The 14,218-nt window shown below is 72.6% G+C and carries 12 protein-coding genes; 4 read left to right on the forward strand and 8 right to left on the reverse strand.

Going from position 1 to position 14,218, the window contains the following annotated elements:
- Positions 1-17: 17 nt before the first annotated feature.
- Both Q0D57_RS12075 and Q0D57_RS12080 read left to right on the forward strand, forming a co-directional pair.
- Entirely contained in the window at positions 18-695 is a 678-nt protein-coding gene (locus Q0D57_RS12075) for an RraA family protein (protein ID WP_291043886.1), read from the forward strand.
- Positions 689-1,411, forward strand: coding sequence for a 3-keto-5-aminohexanoate cleavage protein (locus tag Q0D57_RS12080; RefSeq protein WP_291043889.1), 723 nt, complete (start codon positions 689-691; stop codon positions 1,409-1,411). Before Q0D57_RS12075 ends, Q0D57_RS12080 begins: the two co-directional genes overlap by 7 nt.
- Before the next feature lie 27 nt (positions 1,412-1,438).
- Here Q0D57_RS12080 and Q0D57_RS12085 read toward each other — a convergent pair whose 3' ends face one another.
- The 3 genes from Q0D57_RS12085 to Q0D57_RS12095 all read right to left on the reverse strand — a co-directional run bounded on the left by Q0D57_RS12085 (position 1,439) and on the right by Q0D57_RS12095 (position 7,180).
- Positions 1,439-3,121: a carbohydrate-binding protein gene (locus tag Q0D57_RS12085; protein WP_291043892.1), complete on the reverse strand. Its 1,683-nt coding sequence runs from the start codon at positions 3,119-3,121 to the stop codon at positions 1,439-1,441.
- A complete protein-coding gene (locus tag Q0D57_RS12090; protein WP_291043896.1) occupies positions 3,118-5,499 on the reverse strand; it encodes a glycosyltransferase family 2 protein in 2,382 nt (793 codons plus the stop codon). Before Q0D57_RS12090 ends, Q0D57_RS12085 begins: the two co-directional genes overlap by 4 nt.
- A gap of 247 nt (positions 5,500-5,746) precedes the next feature.
- Positions 5,747-7,180 carry an FAD-binding oxidoreductase gene (locus Q0D57_RS12095; protein WP_291043899.1) on the reverse strand — a complete coding sequence of 478 codons (1,434 nt, stop codon included), beginning with the start codon at positions 7,178-7,180 and terminating at the stop codon, positions 5,747-5,749.
- 250 nt (positions 7,181-7,430) lie between these two features.
- Here Q0D57_RS12095 and Q0D57_RS12100 point away from each other — a divergent pair, with 250 nt between their 5' ends.
- A complete protein-coding gene (locus Q0D57_RS12100) occupies positions 7,431-8,396 on the forward strand; it encodes a TIGR03885 family FMN-dependent LLM class oxidoreductase (RefSeq protein ID WP_291043902.1) in 966 nt (321 codons plus the stop codon).
- Here the strand turns inward: Q0D57_RS12100 and Q0D57_RS12105 are convergent.
- From Q0D57_RS12105 to Q0D57_RS12120, 4 genes are read right to left on the reverse strand one after another with little or no spacing between them, the layout of a single operon-like run.
- Positions 8,383-10,086, reverse strand: coding sequence for an ATP-dependent DNA helicase RecQ (locus Q0D57_RS12105; RefSeq protein ID WP_291043905.1), 1,704 nt, complete (start codon positions 10,084-10,086; stop codon positions 8,383-8,385). The genes Q0D57_RS12100 and Q0D57_RS12105 overlap by 14 nt on opposite strands.
- Positions 10,076-10,543, reverse strand: coding sequence for an SRPBCC family protein (locus Q0D57_RS12110; RefSeq protein WP_291043909.1), 468 nt, complete (start codon positions 10,541-10,543; stop codon positions 10,076-10,078). The genes Q0D57_RS12105 and Q0D57_RS12110 overlap by 11 nt, the downstream gene beginning before the upstream one ends.
- 33 nt (positions 10,544-10,576) lie before the next feature.
- Positions 10,577-12,022 carry an NAD(P)/FAD-dependent oxidoreductase gene (locus Q0D57_RS12115; protein ID WP_291043912.1) on the reverse strand — a complete coding sequence of 482 codons (1,446 nt, stop codon included), beginning with the start codon at positions 12,020-12,022 and terminating at the stop codon, positions 10,577-10,579.
- Between the two features lie 2 nt (positions 12,023-12,024).
- The gene (locus Q0D57_RS12120) at positions 12,025-13,029 is read right to left on the reverse strand and encodes an SDR family oxidoreductase (protein WP_291043916.1); all 1,005 of its coding nucleotides are present in this window, start codon (positions 13,027-13,029) and stop codon (positions 12,025-12,027) included.
- 129 nt (positions 13,030-13,158) lie between these two features.
- Between Q0D57_RS12120 and Q0D57_RS12125 the strand changes: the two genes are divergently transcribed.
- Positions 13,159-13,653, forward strand: coding sequence for an Lrp/AsnC family transcriptional regulator (locus tag Q0D57_RS12125; RefSeq protein ID WP_291043919.1), 495 nt, complete (start codon positions 13,159-13,161; stop codon positions 13,651-13,653).
- Positions 13,654-13,720: 67 nt separating this feature from the next.
- On the opposite strand, the gene Q0D57_RS12130 is transcribed toward Q0D57_RS12125, so the two are convergent.
- Positions 13,721-14,218, reverse strand: a 498-nt coding sequence (locus tag Q0D57_RS12130; protein ID WP_291043922.1) for an Lrp/AsnC family transcriptional regulator, incomplete at its 5' end; no start/stop codon positions are given.

Raw genomic sequence — 14,218 nt, forward strand, 5'->3', positions numbered from 1 at the left:
CACTCAGGAGTAGCACCATGCCCTTCACCACCGGCCCCGCGCCCGCGCCCCTCGACCCGTCACTGGTCGAGAAGCTCGGCCGCGTCTCGTTCCCCACCCTCGGCCACTACCTCGAGGAGGGCTTCGCCGACTTCGGCATCCGCCGGCTCGTGGGCACCGCCCGCGTGGTGGGCCGCGCCGTCACCGTGCGCATCACCGGCCAGGACTCGACCGTGCTGCACCACGCGGCCGGCCACTGCGAGCCCGGCGACGTGTTCGTGATCGACACCGGAGGGGACACCCGGCACGCCCCCGTGGGCGAGGTGCTCGCGGCGACCCTGTCGTTCCGGGGTGCCGCGGGCGTGATCGTCGACGGCGTGGTGACCGACCTCGACGAGGTCGAGCACTTCGGCCTCCCCGTCTACGCGCGCGGGTCGAGCGTGCTCACCACCAAGCTGCTGTCGCTGGATGCCGGGGGCGTCAACGTGGCCGTGACCTGCGGCGGGGTCGCCGTGAACCCGGGCGACGTCGTGCTCGCCGACCGCAACGGGGTGTTCTTCGCGCCGGTCGCGGTGGTGCAGGGCATCATCGACACCGCGCTCGCCGACGACACCGAGGAGCCCGAGCTCGTGGAGGAGCTGCGCCGTGGCGCGCGACTCGGCGACCTCACCGGCGCGAGCGCGGCCGTGGCCGGGTTCGGCGGTGCCGCATGCTGATCAAGGCCGCCGTCAACGGGGGCCGGGGGCGCGACGAGCACCCCGCCATCCCCCTCACCGACGCCGAGATCGCCGACGCGGCCGTGGCGTCGGTGGCCGCCGGCGCCACGGTGGTGCACGCCCATGTGCGCACCGCCGACGGCGGGCAGTCGATCGCTCCGGATGCCGTGGCCGCCATGGTGCGGGCGATCAAGGCGGCCGATCCGTCGATCGTGGTGGGCACCACCACCGGTCTCTGGACCTGCTCGGGCCACGAGGAGCGGATGGCGCACCTCGCGGCCTGGCCGGCCGGCGCGCTGCCCGACTTCGCGTCGGTGGCCTTCTCCGAGGAGGGGGCCGCCGAGGCCGCCTCGCTCGTGGTGGCCAGGGGCATGGTGCTCGAGAGCGCCGTCTGGCACCTCCGCGAGGTGCCGGCCCTGCTGGCCTCCCCGACACTGCACGAGAACGTGCGCATCCTGATCGAGCCGGAGGACGAGTCGGCCGAGGAGGCCGTGGCGCACTGCCGCACGATCGCCGCGGCACTCCGGGAGGCCGGGGTCACCGCGCCGCTGCTCTATCACGGCTACGACGACACGGCCTGGCCCGTGGTGCGGGCCGCGATCGCCGACGGCGCCGAGGTGCGCGTGGGCTTCGAGGACATGCTCACGCTCGACGACGGCTCCGTGGCCCCCGACAACGCGGCGATGGTGCGGCTGGCGCGCGAGCTCGGCGCGTAGCCGGCCCGAGCTCACCGCACCACGGCGTCACCGCGGCGCGGTGAGCTCCGCGATCTCCGGCTCGGTGAGAGGCACCCAGGGGGAGCCGTCGGTGTCGGCGGAGGAGGCCGCGGGGCTGTCGCCCTGCGTCCACCACTTGGCCTCGTAGGGGGTGCCCTCGAAGAGCACGCGGTCGCCCTTCTCGTAGGTGCCGGCGCCCGACCAGGTGGGGAACGTGCCCTCGGGGAGCGAGGGCAGCGCGAACGGCTTCTCTCCCGGGAGCACGGGGCCCACGAGCGTCCACGGCGTCTCGAAGTCGTTGAGCACCGGGTCGTCCGGGGTGTCGCCCCTCGTCCACCACTTGGCCGTGTAGACGTTGCCGTGCAGCACCACCTTGGCACCCGCGAGGTACGAGGCGGACTCCGACCAGATCGGGTACGGGCTAGTGGCCGGGTCGTCCACGACGGCCGTCGTGGGCTCAGGCGTGGTGACCGTGTCGGCCGCCGCATCCGGGCTGCCGCCGAAGCCCTGCGCGAGCACCCCGGCGAAGCTCGCGTCGCCCTGGTCCACGCCGCTGCAGGCGTTCGACACCACGCGCGTGTCCACGTAGTTGGGGCCGCAGGTCGCGTCGCGGTTGAGCGACCACATCGACAGCCGGCCGAGCTGCTTGTCCTGGGCGAAGGTGCTCAGGGTCTGCGCGTCGGCGAGCGAGAACACCTCGGCGGGCACGTCGTTCTGGCCGATCATGGGGGTCGCCCCGATCTTCGACCAGAGCGTCGCATCCGTCAGATCGATGCCCGCCTGGGAGTAGAGGGTGCCGAGCTGGCGGTGCAGCCCGTTGAGGGAGTCGATCGCGGTGCGGCCGAGGGAGGCGCCGTCGAGGTCGACGCCGTAGTCCATCGTCATGGCGTTGACGCCCGCGAGGTCCACTCCCGCGTCGAGCATCTGCGCGACCGCGTCGGTGCCGTCCTCGAGCAGCCCGCTCGGGCCGATCGGCAGGGTCAGCCAGACCGCCAGGTCGTGGCCGCCCGCGCGCCGCTCGGTCTGCAGTGCGGCCACGGCCTCGGCCCGCCGCTCTCCGGCGGCGGCGTCGGTGAGGTTGCCGCCCTCGATGTCGAGGTCGATCGTCGAGAGGTCGTAGCGGTCGACGACGGCCTCGTAGGCGTCCTTCAGCGCTGCGGGATCCGTGCACGCCGTCGCGAGCTCGGAGTTGTTCGCGCCGCCGAACGACGCCATGACGTCGCCGCCCTGCTGGCGCAGGCGCGCGATCCGCCGGTCGAGGTCGAGCGACTGCGCGGCCCCGTCGAGCGAGTAGGCGGTGCCCCAGCTGGGCGTGCACGAGCCGTTCGCCGGATCCGCGGCGGCCCCGGTTGGAGCGTCGGCGGGGTCGTCGGCGCTGCCCGACCCGCTCTGCTCTGCCGGGCTCCCGCTCAGCGGGCCGGATGCCGCCACGACGAACGACAGCACGACGTCGCGCTGCGCATCCGTCGGCGGCGTCTCGAACGGGAACGACGGGGTCACGGTCGCGTCGACGTAGGAGGCGAACCACGGCGCGAGACCGGTGGCTCGGGCCTGGTCGACCACGAAGACGCGGAAGCCGAAGAGTCCCGCGGCGACCACGCCGAGCACCACGACGACGCCGAGGGCGACGCGGAGCGGCGAGAGGCGCTGGCCCGCGTGCGGACCGGCCGGCGCCGGAGCGGAGGACGGTGACGGGTTCAGGGTGCTCATGCTGCTCGCCTCCCGCTCGAGACGTTCTCCCGTGGCGGGGCGCCTCGGGAGGCCGAGGCCGCACGCCTCCTCGAGCGCCGGGCGCTCCTGCCGTGCAGCTCCTCGCCCGCGGCGGCGTGCCCGTTGTAGAGCGCCTCCTGCCAGTCGAAGTCGTCGACTGCGGTTCCCGCTCCCGTGGTCACCACGCGCTCGTCGGCGCGCTCGGCGCGGGTGCGGCGGTCGACCCACATCCAGTCGGTGAGGCCGAGCCAGGTGTCGGCGAGCGACGCGCGGATGCCGATGTTGCCGACGATCGCCCACATCGCGGTGACCGCGTTGAAGCCCGCGAAGGCCGCGTTGCCCCAGTTCTGGTCGACGACGTTCCGCCAGACCGTGAGCACGGAGAAGGCGACGATGCCGAACGGCGCCACCACGTAGAGCAGCTGCGCGGCCGTGCGGTCGCGCACCTTCGGGGTGCGGGCGAACGGGATCTTCTTGCCCGTGAGCGACTGCTCGATCGACTTGAGCACGCCCGCGAGGTTGACCGGGAGCAGGATGAGGTTGAAGCCGTAGATGCGCAGGATGTCGAGCCCTTTGTAGCCGCAGGCCCGCAGGTCGCTCGCCTGGGCGAAGAAGTACGGCAGCGCGGCCACGAGCACGAGCGGACTGAGCAGCTTGCTGTCGTAGGGGTAGGCCAGCAGGAAGACGAGCCCGAAGCTCGCCCACGCGATCGAGGCCATGTAGTTGATGCGCAGCATCGCCTCGGTGAGCCGCACGGGCCGGCCCGCGCGCTTGCGGGCCCGCATCTGCGTGAAGAGCTTCGGCAGGATGAGCAGGCCGCCGTTCGCCCAGCGTCGCCGCTGCACGATGAGCGAGCCGAAGTCGGGTGGCGTGGCGCTGTAGCTCAGCCGCTCGGGGTAGTTCACGAGGGTCCAGCCGTGCTGCCCGAGGTCGACGCTCGACTCGGTGTCCTCGATCACCGTGCGGTCCTGCACGTAGCGGCGGATCTCGAATCCGCCCACCGTCTCGATCTCGAGGATGTCGTCGAGCGCCTCCATGCGGATCACCGCGTTCGCGCCCACCCAGAAGGTCGCGTCGTACTCGCTGAGCCCCTGGTGCAGGATGTGCTGGATGTCGGTGGTCGCGCCGGCGAGCCGCTCGATGCGGGTCGGCGAGCCGCGGAACGACGAGTACGGCGTCTGGGTGACGGCCACGCGCTCGTTATCGGGCTGCTCGAGGAAGTGCACGAGCCGCAGGCAGTAGTCGCGCAGGAGGAGCGAGTCGGCGTCGAGCGTGAGCAGGTACTCGGCGTTCGGCACCACGAGGTCGGTGCGCTGCGGGCCCGAGACCGGGCGGAGGATCACGCCGGCGGGCGTGTGCTCCTCGCGGTAGCGACCGCCCATGAGCCCGATGTAGGAGTTGAGGTTCATGGCCTTGTTGGCCTCGTGCGAGAGCGACGCGTACTGCTTGCGCTCGAAGGTCGCGGTGTCGGCCGTGAAGATCCAGACGAGGCGGCGGTGCAGTTCGAGCATGCGCTCCGTCGCGATCACGGAACCGGAACCGCTATCGGCGTCGTCCAGAGCCGCTCCGAGCGCAGTGGCGGTGAGCGCGAGGTCGTCGGCGAGACCGCCGAGCACCTGCTCGATGAAGAACGTGTCGACGTGGTCCTCGTGCTCCTCCGCCGCGGCCATGTCGCGGAGCCAGCCGACCGCGTGCCGGTACTCGCGAGCGAGCCGGTGCACGGCATCCGCGCTCGGGGCGCCGCCGACCAGGAGCTCGTGCTCGAAGCTCAGCAGCGCATCGGAGAACCGGGCGGCCGGCACGCTGAGCGCCTCGGCGATGCCCGGAGCGATGGCGCGGGTCGCCTCGAGCCGGGCGGCGGTCGCCGGGTCCTTGGGCTGGGGCGGGTCGTCGAGCAGCAGCACCACCCGGAGGGCCGGGTACTCCTGCAGCGCGGCCGACCACAGGGTCTTCCGCACCACGGCGGGCTCCTCGGCGTAGGAGGGCACGAGCACGGTCATGCCGTCGTGCGCGTGGTCGCCGAAGTGCCGGTCGAGCTCGGCGCGGGGCACCCGCACGTGGTCGCGGAAGCGGCGGAGCGCACCCTGCCGCGCGACGAGGTACATGAGCGCCGAGAAGGTGAGGAAGGTCACCACGACGAGGTACGAGATGGCCTCGAGGGAGAGCCGGAAGTTGTCGGTCCCGTACTCCAGGAACTGGCGGAGGATCGTGGTGACGAGGTAGACCAGCCAGGCGCTGATGGTCACGATGATCGCGATGCGGCCCCAGAGGATCTTGGCGTCGGAGGGGCGGGTGTGGACCGTGGGCAGGGGTGTCCGGTTGCGTTCGGAACCCCACTGGCGCGGGCGCGCGCTCGGGGCGTGGATCGACTTCGACATGGTTCCTCGGGTTCTGTGCACGCCGAGGAGCCCTCCGGCGAACCGTGGGTGCGGTTCGCGATCGGTCGCGGGCGCGGCCGGCTGAGGGCTGTTCGGGTCGTGCGGTTCGGGTCGTCGAGCCGTGCGGGAGTGGGTGGCTCAGGCACAGGTGTCGACGTCCTGCACGGTAGCAACCGCATCCGGGAACCCGGCTGGAGATGGCCTTTCCTGCGCCAATCCTGCGGAAACCCTTGCAGGAGACCCTCTCTCAGAGCCGGCGCGCGGCGGGCCACACCCCCTGCTTGCCGGGAGCGAGGATGCCCGCCGGATCGAGGGCGTCCTTGAGGCGGGCGTGCAGCCTGCCGAGGGCGCCGTCGTTCCAGTCGAACGAGCGGGCGATGTCGTCCATGAAGGCGAGGTGGCCGCGGTACTCGCCGTAGCCCTCCTTCGCGCCCTCCTCGATGAGCGAGCGCACGAGTGCGCGGGCGCGGGCCACCTGCTCGGTGTCGTCGCGGTCGTAGAGCACCTCGGTCACGTGCACGAGCGAGCGCCCGGCCGCGGTGAACGCCCCGCAGTAGTCGAAACCGGCGGCCTCGAAGCGGTCCCGGATCTTCGCGACCTGCGCGAGCGCCTCCGATCCGTCGAGCGAGAGCACGGGGGCGAACGAGACGTGCCCGCCGCGACCGCCGAACCAGAATGAGAGCTTCTCCGCGTACATGTCGGGGATGCCGGCGCGCACACGGTGGCCGTAGGCGATCTCGTCGGCGGAGGCGTCGCCCGCGTAGCGCGTCACCGCCACCCGGCAGCCCGGGATGCCCGCGAACGCCCGCTCCACCACGCCGATCCGCGCCTCGATCATCTCGGCGTGGTCGTAGAGCGCGAAGGTCATGTTCCAGCGCCCCACGCCGAAGCGCTCCATGATGCGCTCGTGCACACCGGGGGCGAGCATGCCGCGATCCTCCTGCCAGTCCGAGCGCGGGCCCGTGAAGGCTGCTGCACCGAGCGGATCGCCGATCACGACCGTGCTCTGGATGGTGCCGTCGAGCTTGAGCGGGCGCATCGCGTCGATCAGCGGCGCCAGGTCGTCGAACCCCTCGACGGCGATGTCGACGGCGGCCCAGGCCTCGGGAGCGGGCATCAGCCACAGCCCCATCTTCGTGACGATGCCGAGGTTCGACTGGAAGAACAGGCCGTCGACCGCGGGACCGAAGCCGGGCCGGTAGAGCTGCCAGGCCCTCCCGCCCTCCATGGCGCCCATGCCCGTGCGCACGACCTCGCCATCCGGCAGCACCACCTCGAGGCCGCAGACCTGGGCGTGGTGGTCGCCGTAGGCGGTGTAGCCGAGACCGCGCTCGAGGGCGTTGCCGATCACACTGCCCCAGGAGAGGTCGGGGGTCGAGGTCCAGAAGGGCACGCCGCTCTCGCGCACGGCCGCGTGCAGGTCGGCGAAGCGCACACCGGGCTCCACGAGCACGGTGCCGCTCACGCCGTCGATCTCGAGCACGCGGTCCATCCGCGAGAGGTCGACCACCACGGAGCCCGCCGTGCGCGGGCTGCGGCCGCCGTAGCCGTTGTTGCGGCCCTGCGAGATCGGCCACAGGGTGGCCCTGTGCTTCGTCGCGAGCCGGGCCACGGCGCTGACCTCCTCGACGGATGCGGGCCGCACCACGAGACCGGTCGCGAACTCGGCCGGGTCGCCCACCGGGGGAACGCGGAACGGCCCCCGCCTGGTGGCGGGGGCCGTTCGGAATCGAGCTGGAAATGCGCGACTTAGTGGCGCACCTTCTTCATCGAACCCGATGAGATCTGCACGGTCATATCGACTCCTTCCGACGTTGAGCCACCATCACACACCCGATCGACCGGGTTGTCAACACGGCGTCGAGCAACCTCTCAGCGAGGGTGGGGAGAAGGCTCCGACCCCGGTACGGTCGAGGCCACGAGGAGGCGACATGACGACCTACGGATACCACGCATCGCACGAACAGATCGACCCGCGCTCCCTGCTCGGCGCGGTGCGCCTGGCCGAGCAGGCCGGATTCGAGGCGGCGATGTGCTCCGACCATCTCACGCCCTGGAGCGAGCGCCAGGGCGAGTCCGGCTTCGCCTGGGCCTGGCTCGGGGCGGCGCTCGAGGCGACGGCGCTCTCGTTCGGCGTGGTCAACGCCCCCGGCCAGCGCTACCACCCGGTCATCATCGCCCAGGCGATCGCGACGCTCGAGCAGATGAACCCCGGCCGGTTCTGGGCGGCCCTCGGCAGCGGCCAGGCCATCAGCGAGCACGTCACAGGAGAGCGCTGGCCCGCGAAGCCCGAGCGCACGCAGCGCCTGCTCGAGAGCGTCGAGATCATCCGGGCCCTGCTCGCCGGCGAGGAGGTCACCCACGAGGGACTCGTCACGGTCGACCGGGCCAGGGTCTGGTCGCTCCCCGAGACGCCGCCGCCGCTCATCGGCGCCGCGGTCACCGAGCAGACCGCCGCCTGGGTGGCCGGCTGGGCCGACGGTCTCATCACGGTCTCGAAGCCGCAGGCCCCCCTCGAGCGCATGATCGAGGCCTACCGATCGGCCGGCGGCCGGGGTGAGATCTTCGTGCAGGCGCAGGTGAGCCTCCAGGACTCGCGCGAGGAGGCTGTCCGCGTGGCCCACGACCAGTGGCGCACGAACGTCTTCCCTCCCCCGCTCAGCTGGGACCTCACGACGGTCGAGCACTTCGACAAGGCCGCAGAGCACGTGTCGCCCGAGACCGTCGCCGAGTCGGTGTTCTGCACCGGCGAGCCGGAGGAGCTCGCCGACCTGCTGCACGGCTTCGCCGAGGCGGGGGCCGACCGCGTCTACGTGCACGGGATCACGAAGGACCAGCCCACCTTCATCGAGCGGATGGGGGACGGGGTGCTGCCCCGCCTCGTCACACCGGCGTGAGGAGGCCGGGCCTCGCGTCGATCACTTCGAGCGAGAGCACGCGGTAGCCCTCGACCTCGAAGAAGGCGGTGAGGCGGTCGGCCTCGACGCTCACGATCTCGCCCTCGCCCCACGCCTCGTGCCGCACGCGCTCGCCCTCGCGGAAGGCGTCGGCCTGCGCCTGCGCCTCCCGCTCCTGCAGTTCGCGCTCGCGCTCCTCGCGCTCTCGCTCTCGTTCCCCGGCCGACCCGCTCGCGCAGGTGTCGCAGCGGCCGCACGGCTCGGTGAGGTCGTCGCCGAAGTACTCCAGCAGGTACTGCCGACGGCAGCCCCTGGTCTCGGCGTAGCCGCGCATCATGGCGAGCCTCGACTCCTCGATCCGCCGGCGCTGGTCGGCGACCTCCCGCACCGCGTCCACGGCCTCCGCCGTCGAGACCTTGCGCGCGAGCGAGACCCCCTTCGCATCCTCGTCGGCGAGCTGCGCCTCGATCAGGAGGTTCACGACGTTCGCGGCCGTGCGGCGCGAGAGCCCGGATGCCTCGGTGAGGTCGGCCAGCGGCATCCGGCGTCGGCGCCCGCGCGGCGCGAGCGCCCCCAGCACGGCCTCGACGGTGGAGGGTGCCGTGCGGCCGCCGGCGAAGAAGCGGCGGAGAGCGAGGTCCTCCTGCCGGTAGTGCAGGGTGGCGCGGGCGGGCTCGCCGTCGCGACCGGCCCGGCCCACCTCCTGGTAGTAGGAGTCGATCGAGTCGGTGATGTCGGCGTGCACCACGAACCGCACGTTCGGCTTGTCGATGCCCATGCCGAAGGCGGAGGTCGCCACCACCACGTCGAGCTCGTCGGCGTGGAACCGGTCCTGCACGCCCCGGCGCTCGGCCGCCCGCAGGCCGCCGTGGTAGGCGGCGGCGCGCATCCCGTCCTGCTCGAGCTCCTCGGCGAGACGCTCGGTGTCGGCGCGGGTCGAGACGTAGACGAGCCCGGGCTTCACCGCGTCGAGCACCTGCTCGCGCACGGCCCGCTCCTTGACGGCCTCGCTCTCGTGCCGCACCACCTCGAGCTCGATGTTCGGGCGGTCGAAGCCGCGCACGAACAGCTTCGGATCGCGGAGGCCGAGGCGCCGCACGATCTCCTCGCGCACCGGCGCCGAGCCCGTGGCGGTGAGGGCCAGGATGCGCGGACCGCCCAGCCGCTCGATCACGGCCCCCAGCCGCAGGTAGTCGGGCCGGAAGTCGTGGCCCCAGGCCGACACGCAGTGCGCCTCGTCGACCACGAACAGGCCCACCCCGAGCGCGGCGAGCTCGTCGATCACCTCGTCGCGCGCGAGCTGCTCGGGGGCGAGGAAGAGGAACTCGGCCTCGCCCGACGCGATGGCCTCCCAGGCCGCCTCGGCGGCGCGGCCCGACTGGGCGGAGTTCAGCGCCACGACGTCGTCGGTGCCCGTGCGCTCCTGGAGGTGCCGCACCTGGTCGGCCTGCAGCGAGATGAGGGGCGAGACCACCACGGTGGGGCCCTCGAGCAGGTGCCCGGCGATCTGGTAGAGGGCCGACTTGCCGTAGCCGGTCGACATCACGGCGAGGGCGTCCGATCCGGAGACGACCGCCTCGACGGCCTCGGCCTGGCCGGGCCGGAGCGACTCCCAGCCGAAGACGTCACGGGCCACTCCGGTGATGCGGGCGCGGAGGTCGCCGGTGTTCGGGTCGTGCTCAGTGGGCATCCGCGCCGTCCTGAGCATGGTGGGCGGCACGTCCCTCGGCCACGAACGCGAGTCGGCGGAGGGTCTCGACGTTGCGGATGTGCAGGGGCAGATCGAGCACGGGCTCGGGGATGAGGGCACCCGGCCCCTTGACGGCCTCCTCGAGGATGCGCACGAGGCAGCCCTCGCCCGACGGCTTCACCTCGATCGTGACCCTGGCCTCGCCGATCGGCCAGCCGGCGGGCTGGATGACCATCCGCCGGGGCGGATCCCACTCGAGCACGGTCGTCTCGTCGTCGATGAGGAGGGGCCAGACCCCGAAGGAGTGGTGCAGCTTGCTGCCCTCGCGCGGCCACTCCTCGTCGACATCGCGCATGCGGGAGGCGCCGACCACCCAGACGGGGAAGAGCCACCCGTCGGCGAGCACCTCGAAGAGCTGCTCCGGCGTGCAGGCCATGCGGCGGACGTTCTGGGACACGGGGACTCCGATCGGTCGTGAGGAAGGGGGGGATCAGGGTGCGAGCGAGGGCGGCTCGAGGCCGAACTCGTTCGCGAGGGCGCGGCGGGCGGCGTACCAGCCGGCGAGGCCGTGCACGCCGGGCCCGGGCGGGGTGGCCGACGAGCACAGGTAGACCCCGCGGACGGGCGTCGTCCAGGGGCTGAGCGAGAGCGTCGGGCGGCGGGCGAGCTGCAGGAGGCTCGCGGTGCCCGAGGCGATGTCGCCGCCGACGTAGTTGGGGTTGTGGTTCTCCATCTCGGCCGCCGTGCGGCTGCTCGAGGCGAGGATGAGGTCGCGGAAGCCCGGAGCGAACCGCTCGATCTGGCGCGTGATGGCCTCGGTCTGGTCGAGCGTGGAGTCGTGGGGCACGTGCGTGTAGGCCCAGAGCACGTGCCGGCCCTCCGGCGCGCGCCCGGGGTCGAACGCGGTCGGCTGCGAGACCAGCACATACGGGTCGGCGGAGTGCCGGCCGGCGGCCACATCGGCCTCGGCCGCCGCGATGGCGGCTCGGGTGCCGCCCACATGCAGGGTTCCGGCGCGGGCGAGCTCCGGGTTCGTCCAGGGCACCGGCCCGCTCAGCGCGAAGTCGACCTTCGCCACCGCGTTGCCGTACCGGTAGCGGCGGAGTGCCGCGAGGTAGCGGGCGGGCAGTCGGTCGCCGGCCAGCTCCATGAGCGCGGTGGGACTCACGTCGAGCAGCGTCGCCTGTGCCGGCGGGAGGTCGGCGAGTCGGCGCACCGGCGCATCCGTCACGATCTCGCCGCCGTGCGCGCGCAGGTCGTCGGCGAGCGCGTCGACGATGGCCTGGCTGCCCCCGATCGGGACCGGCCAGCCGCGGCCGTGCGCGTAGGCGCCGAGCGAGAGCGCCGCGCCGGCCGTGGAGGGGCTCGGCATGGGGCGGATGGAGTGCGCTGCGACGCCGGTGAGCATGGCGGGAGCCGTCTCCTCCCGGAAGCGCGCGTTCCAGAGCGGCGAGCCCTGCTCGAGGCTCCGCAGCCCGAAGCGGGCGGTGGTGAGCGGATGCGCCGGGATGCGCAGGAGCGATGACCCCGCGAACTGCGCCACCTGGTCGGCGTGCTCGGCGAGCGGCCGCATGAGGCGGTTCCAGGCGGGGCCGTCGGCGCCGAGGCCCGCCGCCGTGCGCTCGAGGTCGCGGTAGGCGATGCCCGCGCGGCCTCCGTCGAGCGGATGCGCGTAGGAGATCTCGGGCACCACCAGCTCGATGCGCCGGTCGAGGCCGAAGCGGCGGAAGAAGCCGGAGGCGAGGGCCATCGGGTGCACCGCCGAGCAGACGTCGTGGTGGAAGCCCGGGAGCGTGAGCTCGGCGGTGCGCGCCCCTCCTCCGATCGTGGCCTCGCGCTCGAAGACGCGCACGGCGAGGCCGGCGCGCGCCATCGTGACCGCGGCGGCGAGCCCGTTGGGGCCGGCGCCGACGACGTGCACGTCTGCTCGCTGCACGATCAGCCCATCCGCTTGCGCACCGCGAGGGTCGCCGCCCCGGCCGCCACCGTCGCCGCGGCACCGCCGAGGGCGAGCGCGAGCTTGCGGTTGAGCACGTACCAGACCGCGATCGACGAGCTCTTCGACTGGTCGCTGAAGATGCCGCGCGCGCCCTGGTCGCCCGGAACGGGCTCGTAGAGGTTGGTGGGCAGCATCGCCTCGTCCTTGTCGGGGGCCTGCTGCCCGTCGTAGCCCGTGCGCGCGAGGTACCAGTCGAGGAAGCCCGCCACGAAGCGGTTGCCGAGCACCGTCTGCGCGGTGGGGAAGCCCACCCAGGTGCGGCGGCGGGGGTGCTCGGCGACGTGCGCGACCACGCGGGCGGCCACCTCGGGCTCGAAGATCGTCGACATCGGCCGGGGGTGCTCCGGCAGCGCCGACTTCACCCAGTTGAACTGCACCGTGTTCATGGCGGGCATGTCGACCGTCGAGATGCGCACGGGGCTCTTGGCGTGGATCAGCTCGGTGGTGACCGACTCCGTGAAGCCCTGCACGGCGTGCTTCGACCCGCAGTAGGCGGCCTGCAGCGGGATCCCGCGGTGCGCGAGGGCCGATCCGATCTGGATGACGTGGCCACGGCCACGCGGCACCATGCGGCTGAGGGCGGCGCGGGTGCCGTTGACGAAGCCGAAGTAGTCGACCATCGTGGCGCGCTCGAAGTCGGCGGGGTCGGTGTCGAGGAACTCGGCGAACGAGCCCGCCATCGCGTCGTTGACCCACAGGTCGATCGGCCCGAGCTCGACCTCGATGCGCGTGGCGGCGTGCTCCACGGCCTCGCGGTCGGCGACGTCGACCGAGATCGCGAGGCCGCGCTGCCGGTAGGCCTCCACCTCGCCGACAGCGGCCTCGAGTCCGTCCTCGCCGCGCGCGAGCACGGCCACGTCCCAGCCCCGCCCCGCGAGCGCGCGCACGATCGCTCGGCCGAGCCCCGCCGTGCCTCCGGTGACCACCGCTACGCCTCGGCTCATGCCGTACTCCTCTTTCTCGCGCGCCGGATCCGGTCGGTTCCGACGCGCTCGCCACCGTACGCCGCCGCCCTCCTCCCCGCGCCCCCCTTGGCAAGCCGCACCGGTCATGGTGACTGGCAGAATGGGCGCATGGCTGCTGACGACCTCGATCGTCGCCTCGTCGAGCTGCTCGGCGAGGACGGCCGGCGCGCCTACACCGACATCGCCGCCGTGGTGGGGGTCTCCGAGGCCACCGTGCGGGCGCGCATCCAGCGGCTCACCGTCAACGGCACGCTCCGGATCGTGGCGCTCTGCAACCCGCTCACGCTCGGCCACCAGTCGGTGCGGCTGCTGCTGACCGTGCGGGGGCTGAGCCCGCGGAACGTCGCGAAGTCGCTCACGTCGATCCCGATGATCGGGCACGTGGCGCTCACCGCCGGCGCCCACGACATCTACCTCGAGGCGACTCCGCGCGATCTGGGGCAGCTCGCCGACCTGCTCGACGACATCCGGCGCACCCCCGGTGTCGTCACGATCGACCAGTTCGTGCTCACGCGGCTGTACAAGGACTACTCGTGGAACGGGCTGCGCGACCAGTCGGGGCAGCGGGCGATGGGCGGGTCGGGGTCCGGGTCGACCGAGTAAAAGGAGATCTGAGCGGGACCGACCCTCTATACGGGGCCGGTGTCGCTCAGATCCACTGTTGCTCGGCTCAAGGGCGCGCGATGCCGGCCGAGGGGTGCGGGCGGGTGGGGCGCCCGGTGGGCTCGCGGAAGCCCGACCACACGTACTCGTCCTTGATGATCTCGAGCACGGTCGCCGTCTCGAGCGCGTCGATGCCCGTGATCGAGCGCACGCGGTCGCCGAGGAAGGCGGTGAGCTCGTCGGGGCCGTCGCAGCGCACGTCGACGGTGAGGTCGAACGAGCCGATGCACGCCCCCACGTACTGCACCTCGGGCATCGCGGCGAGCGCCCGCGCGACCGACTCCACGGTGGCGCCGCGCACGCGGATGGAGAGGTGCACGCTGGTGTAGCCGAGCTTCGGCGTGTGCGGCATGCCGACCACCTGCACCACGCCGAGGGCGAGGAGCCGGTGGTAGCGCTGGCGCACGCTGCCCTCGGAGAGCCCGACGTAGCGGGCGATCTGACCGAAGGAGCGCCGGCCGTCCAGGCGCAGCTGATCGATGATCTTGCGATCGATCACGTCGAC

This window comes from Herbiconiux sp. (assembly GCF_023264895.1).
Lineage (GTDB): Bacteria > Actinomycetota > Actinomycetes > Actinomycetales > Microbacteriaceae > Herbiconiux.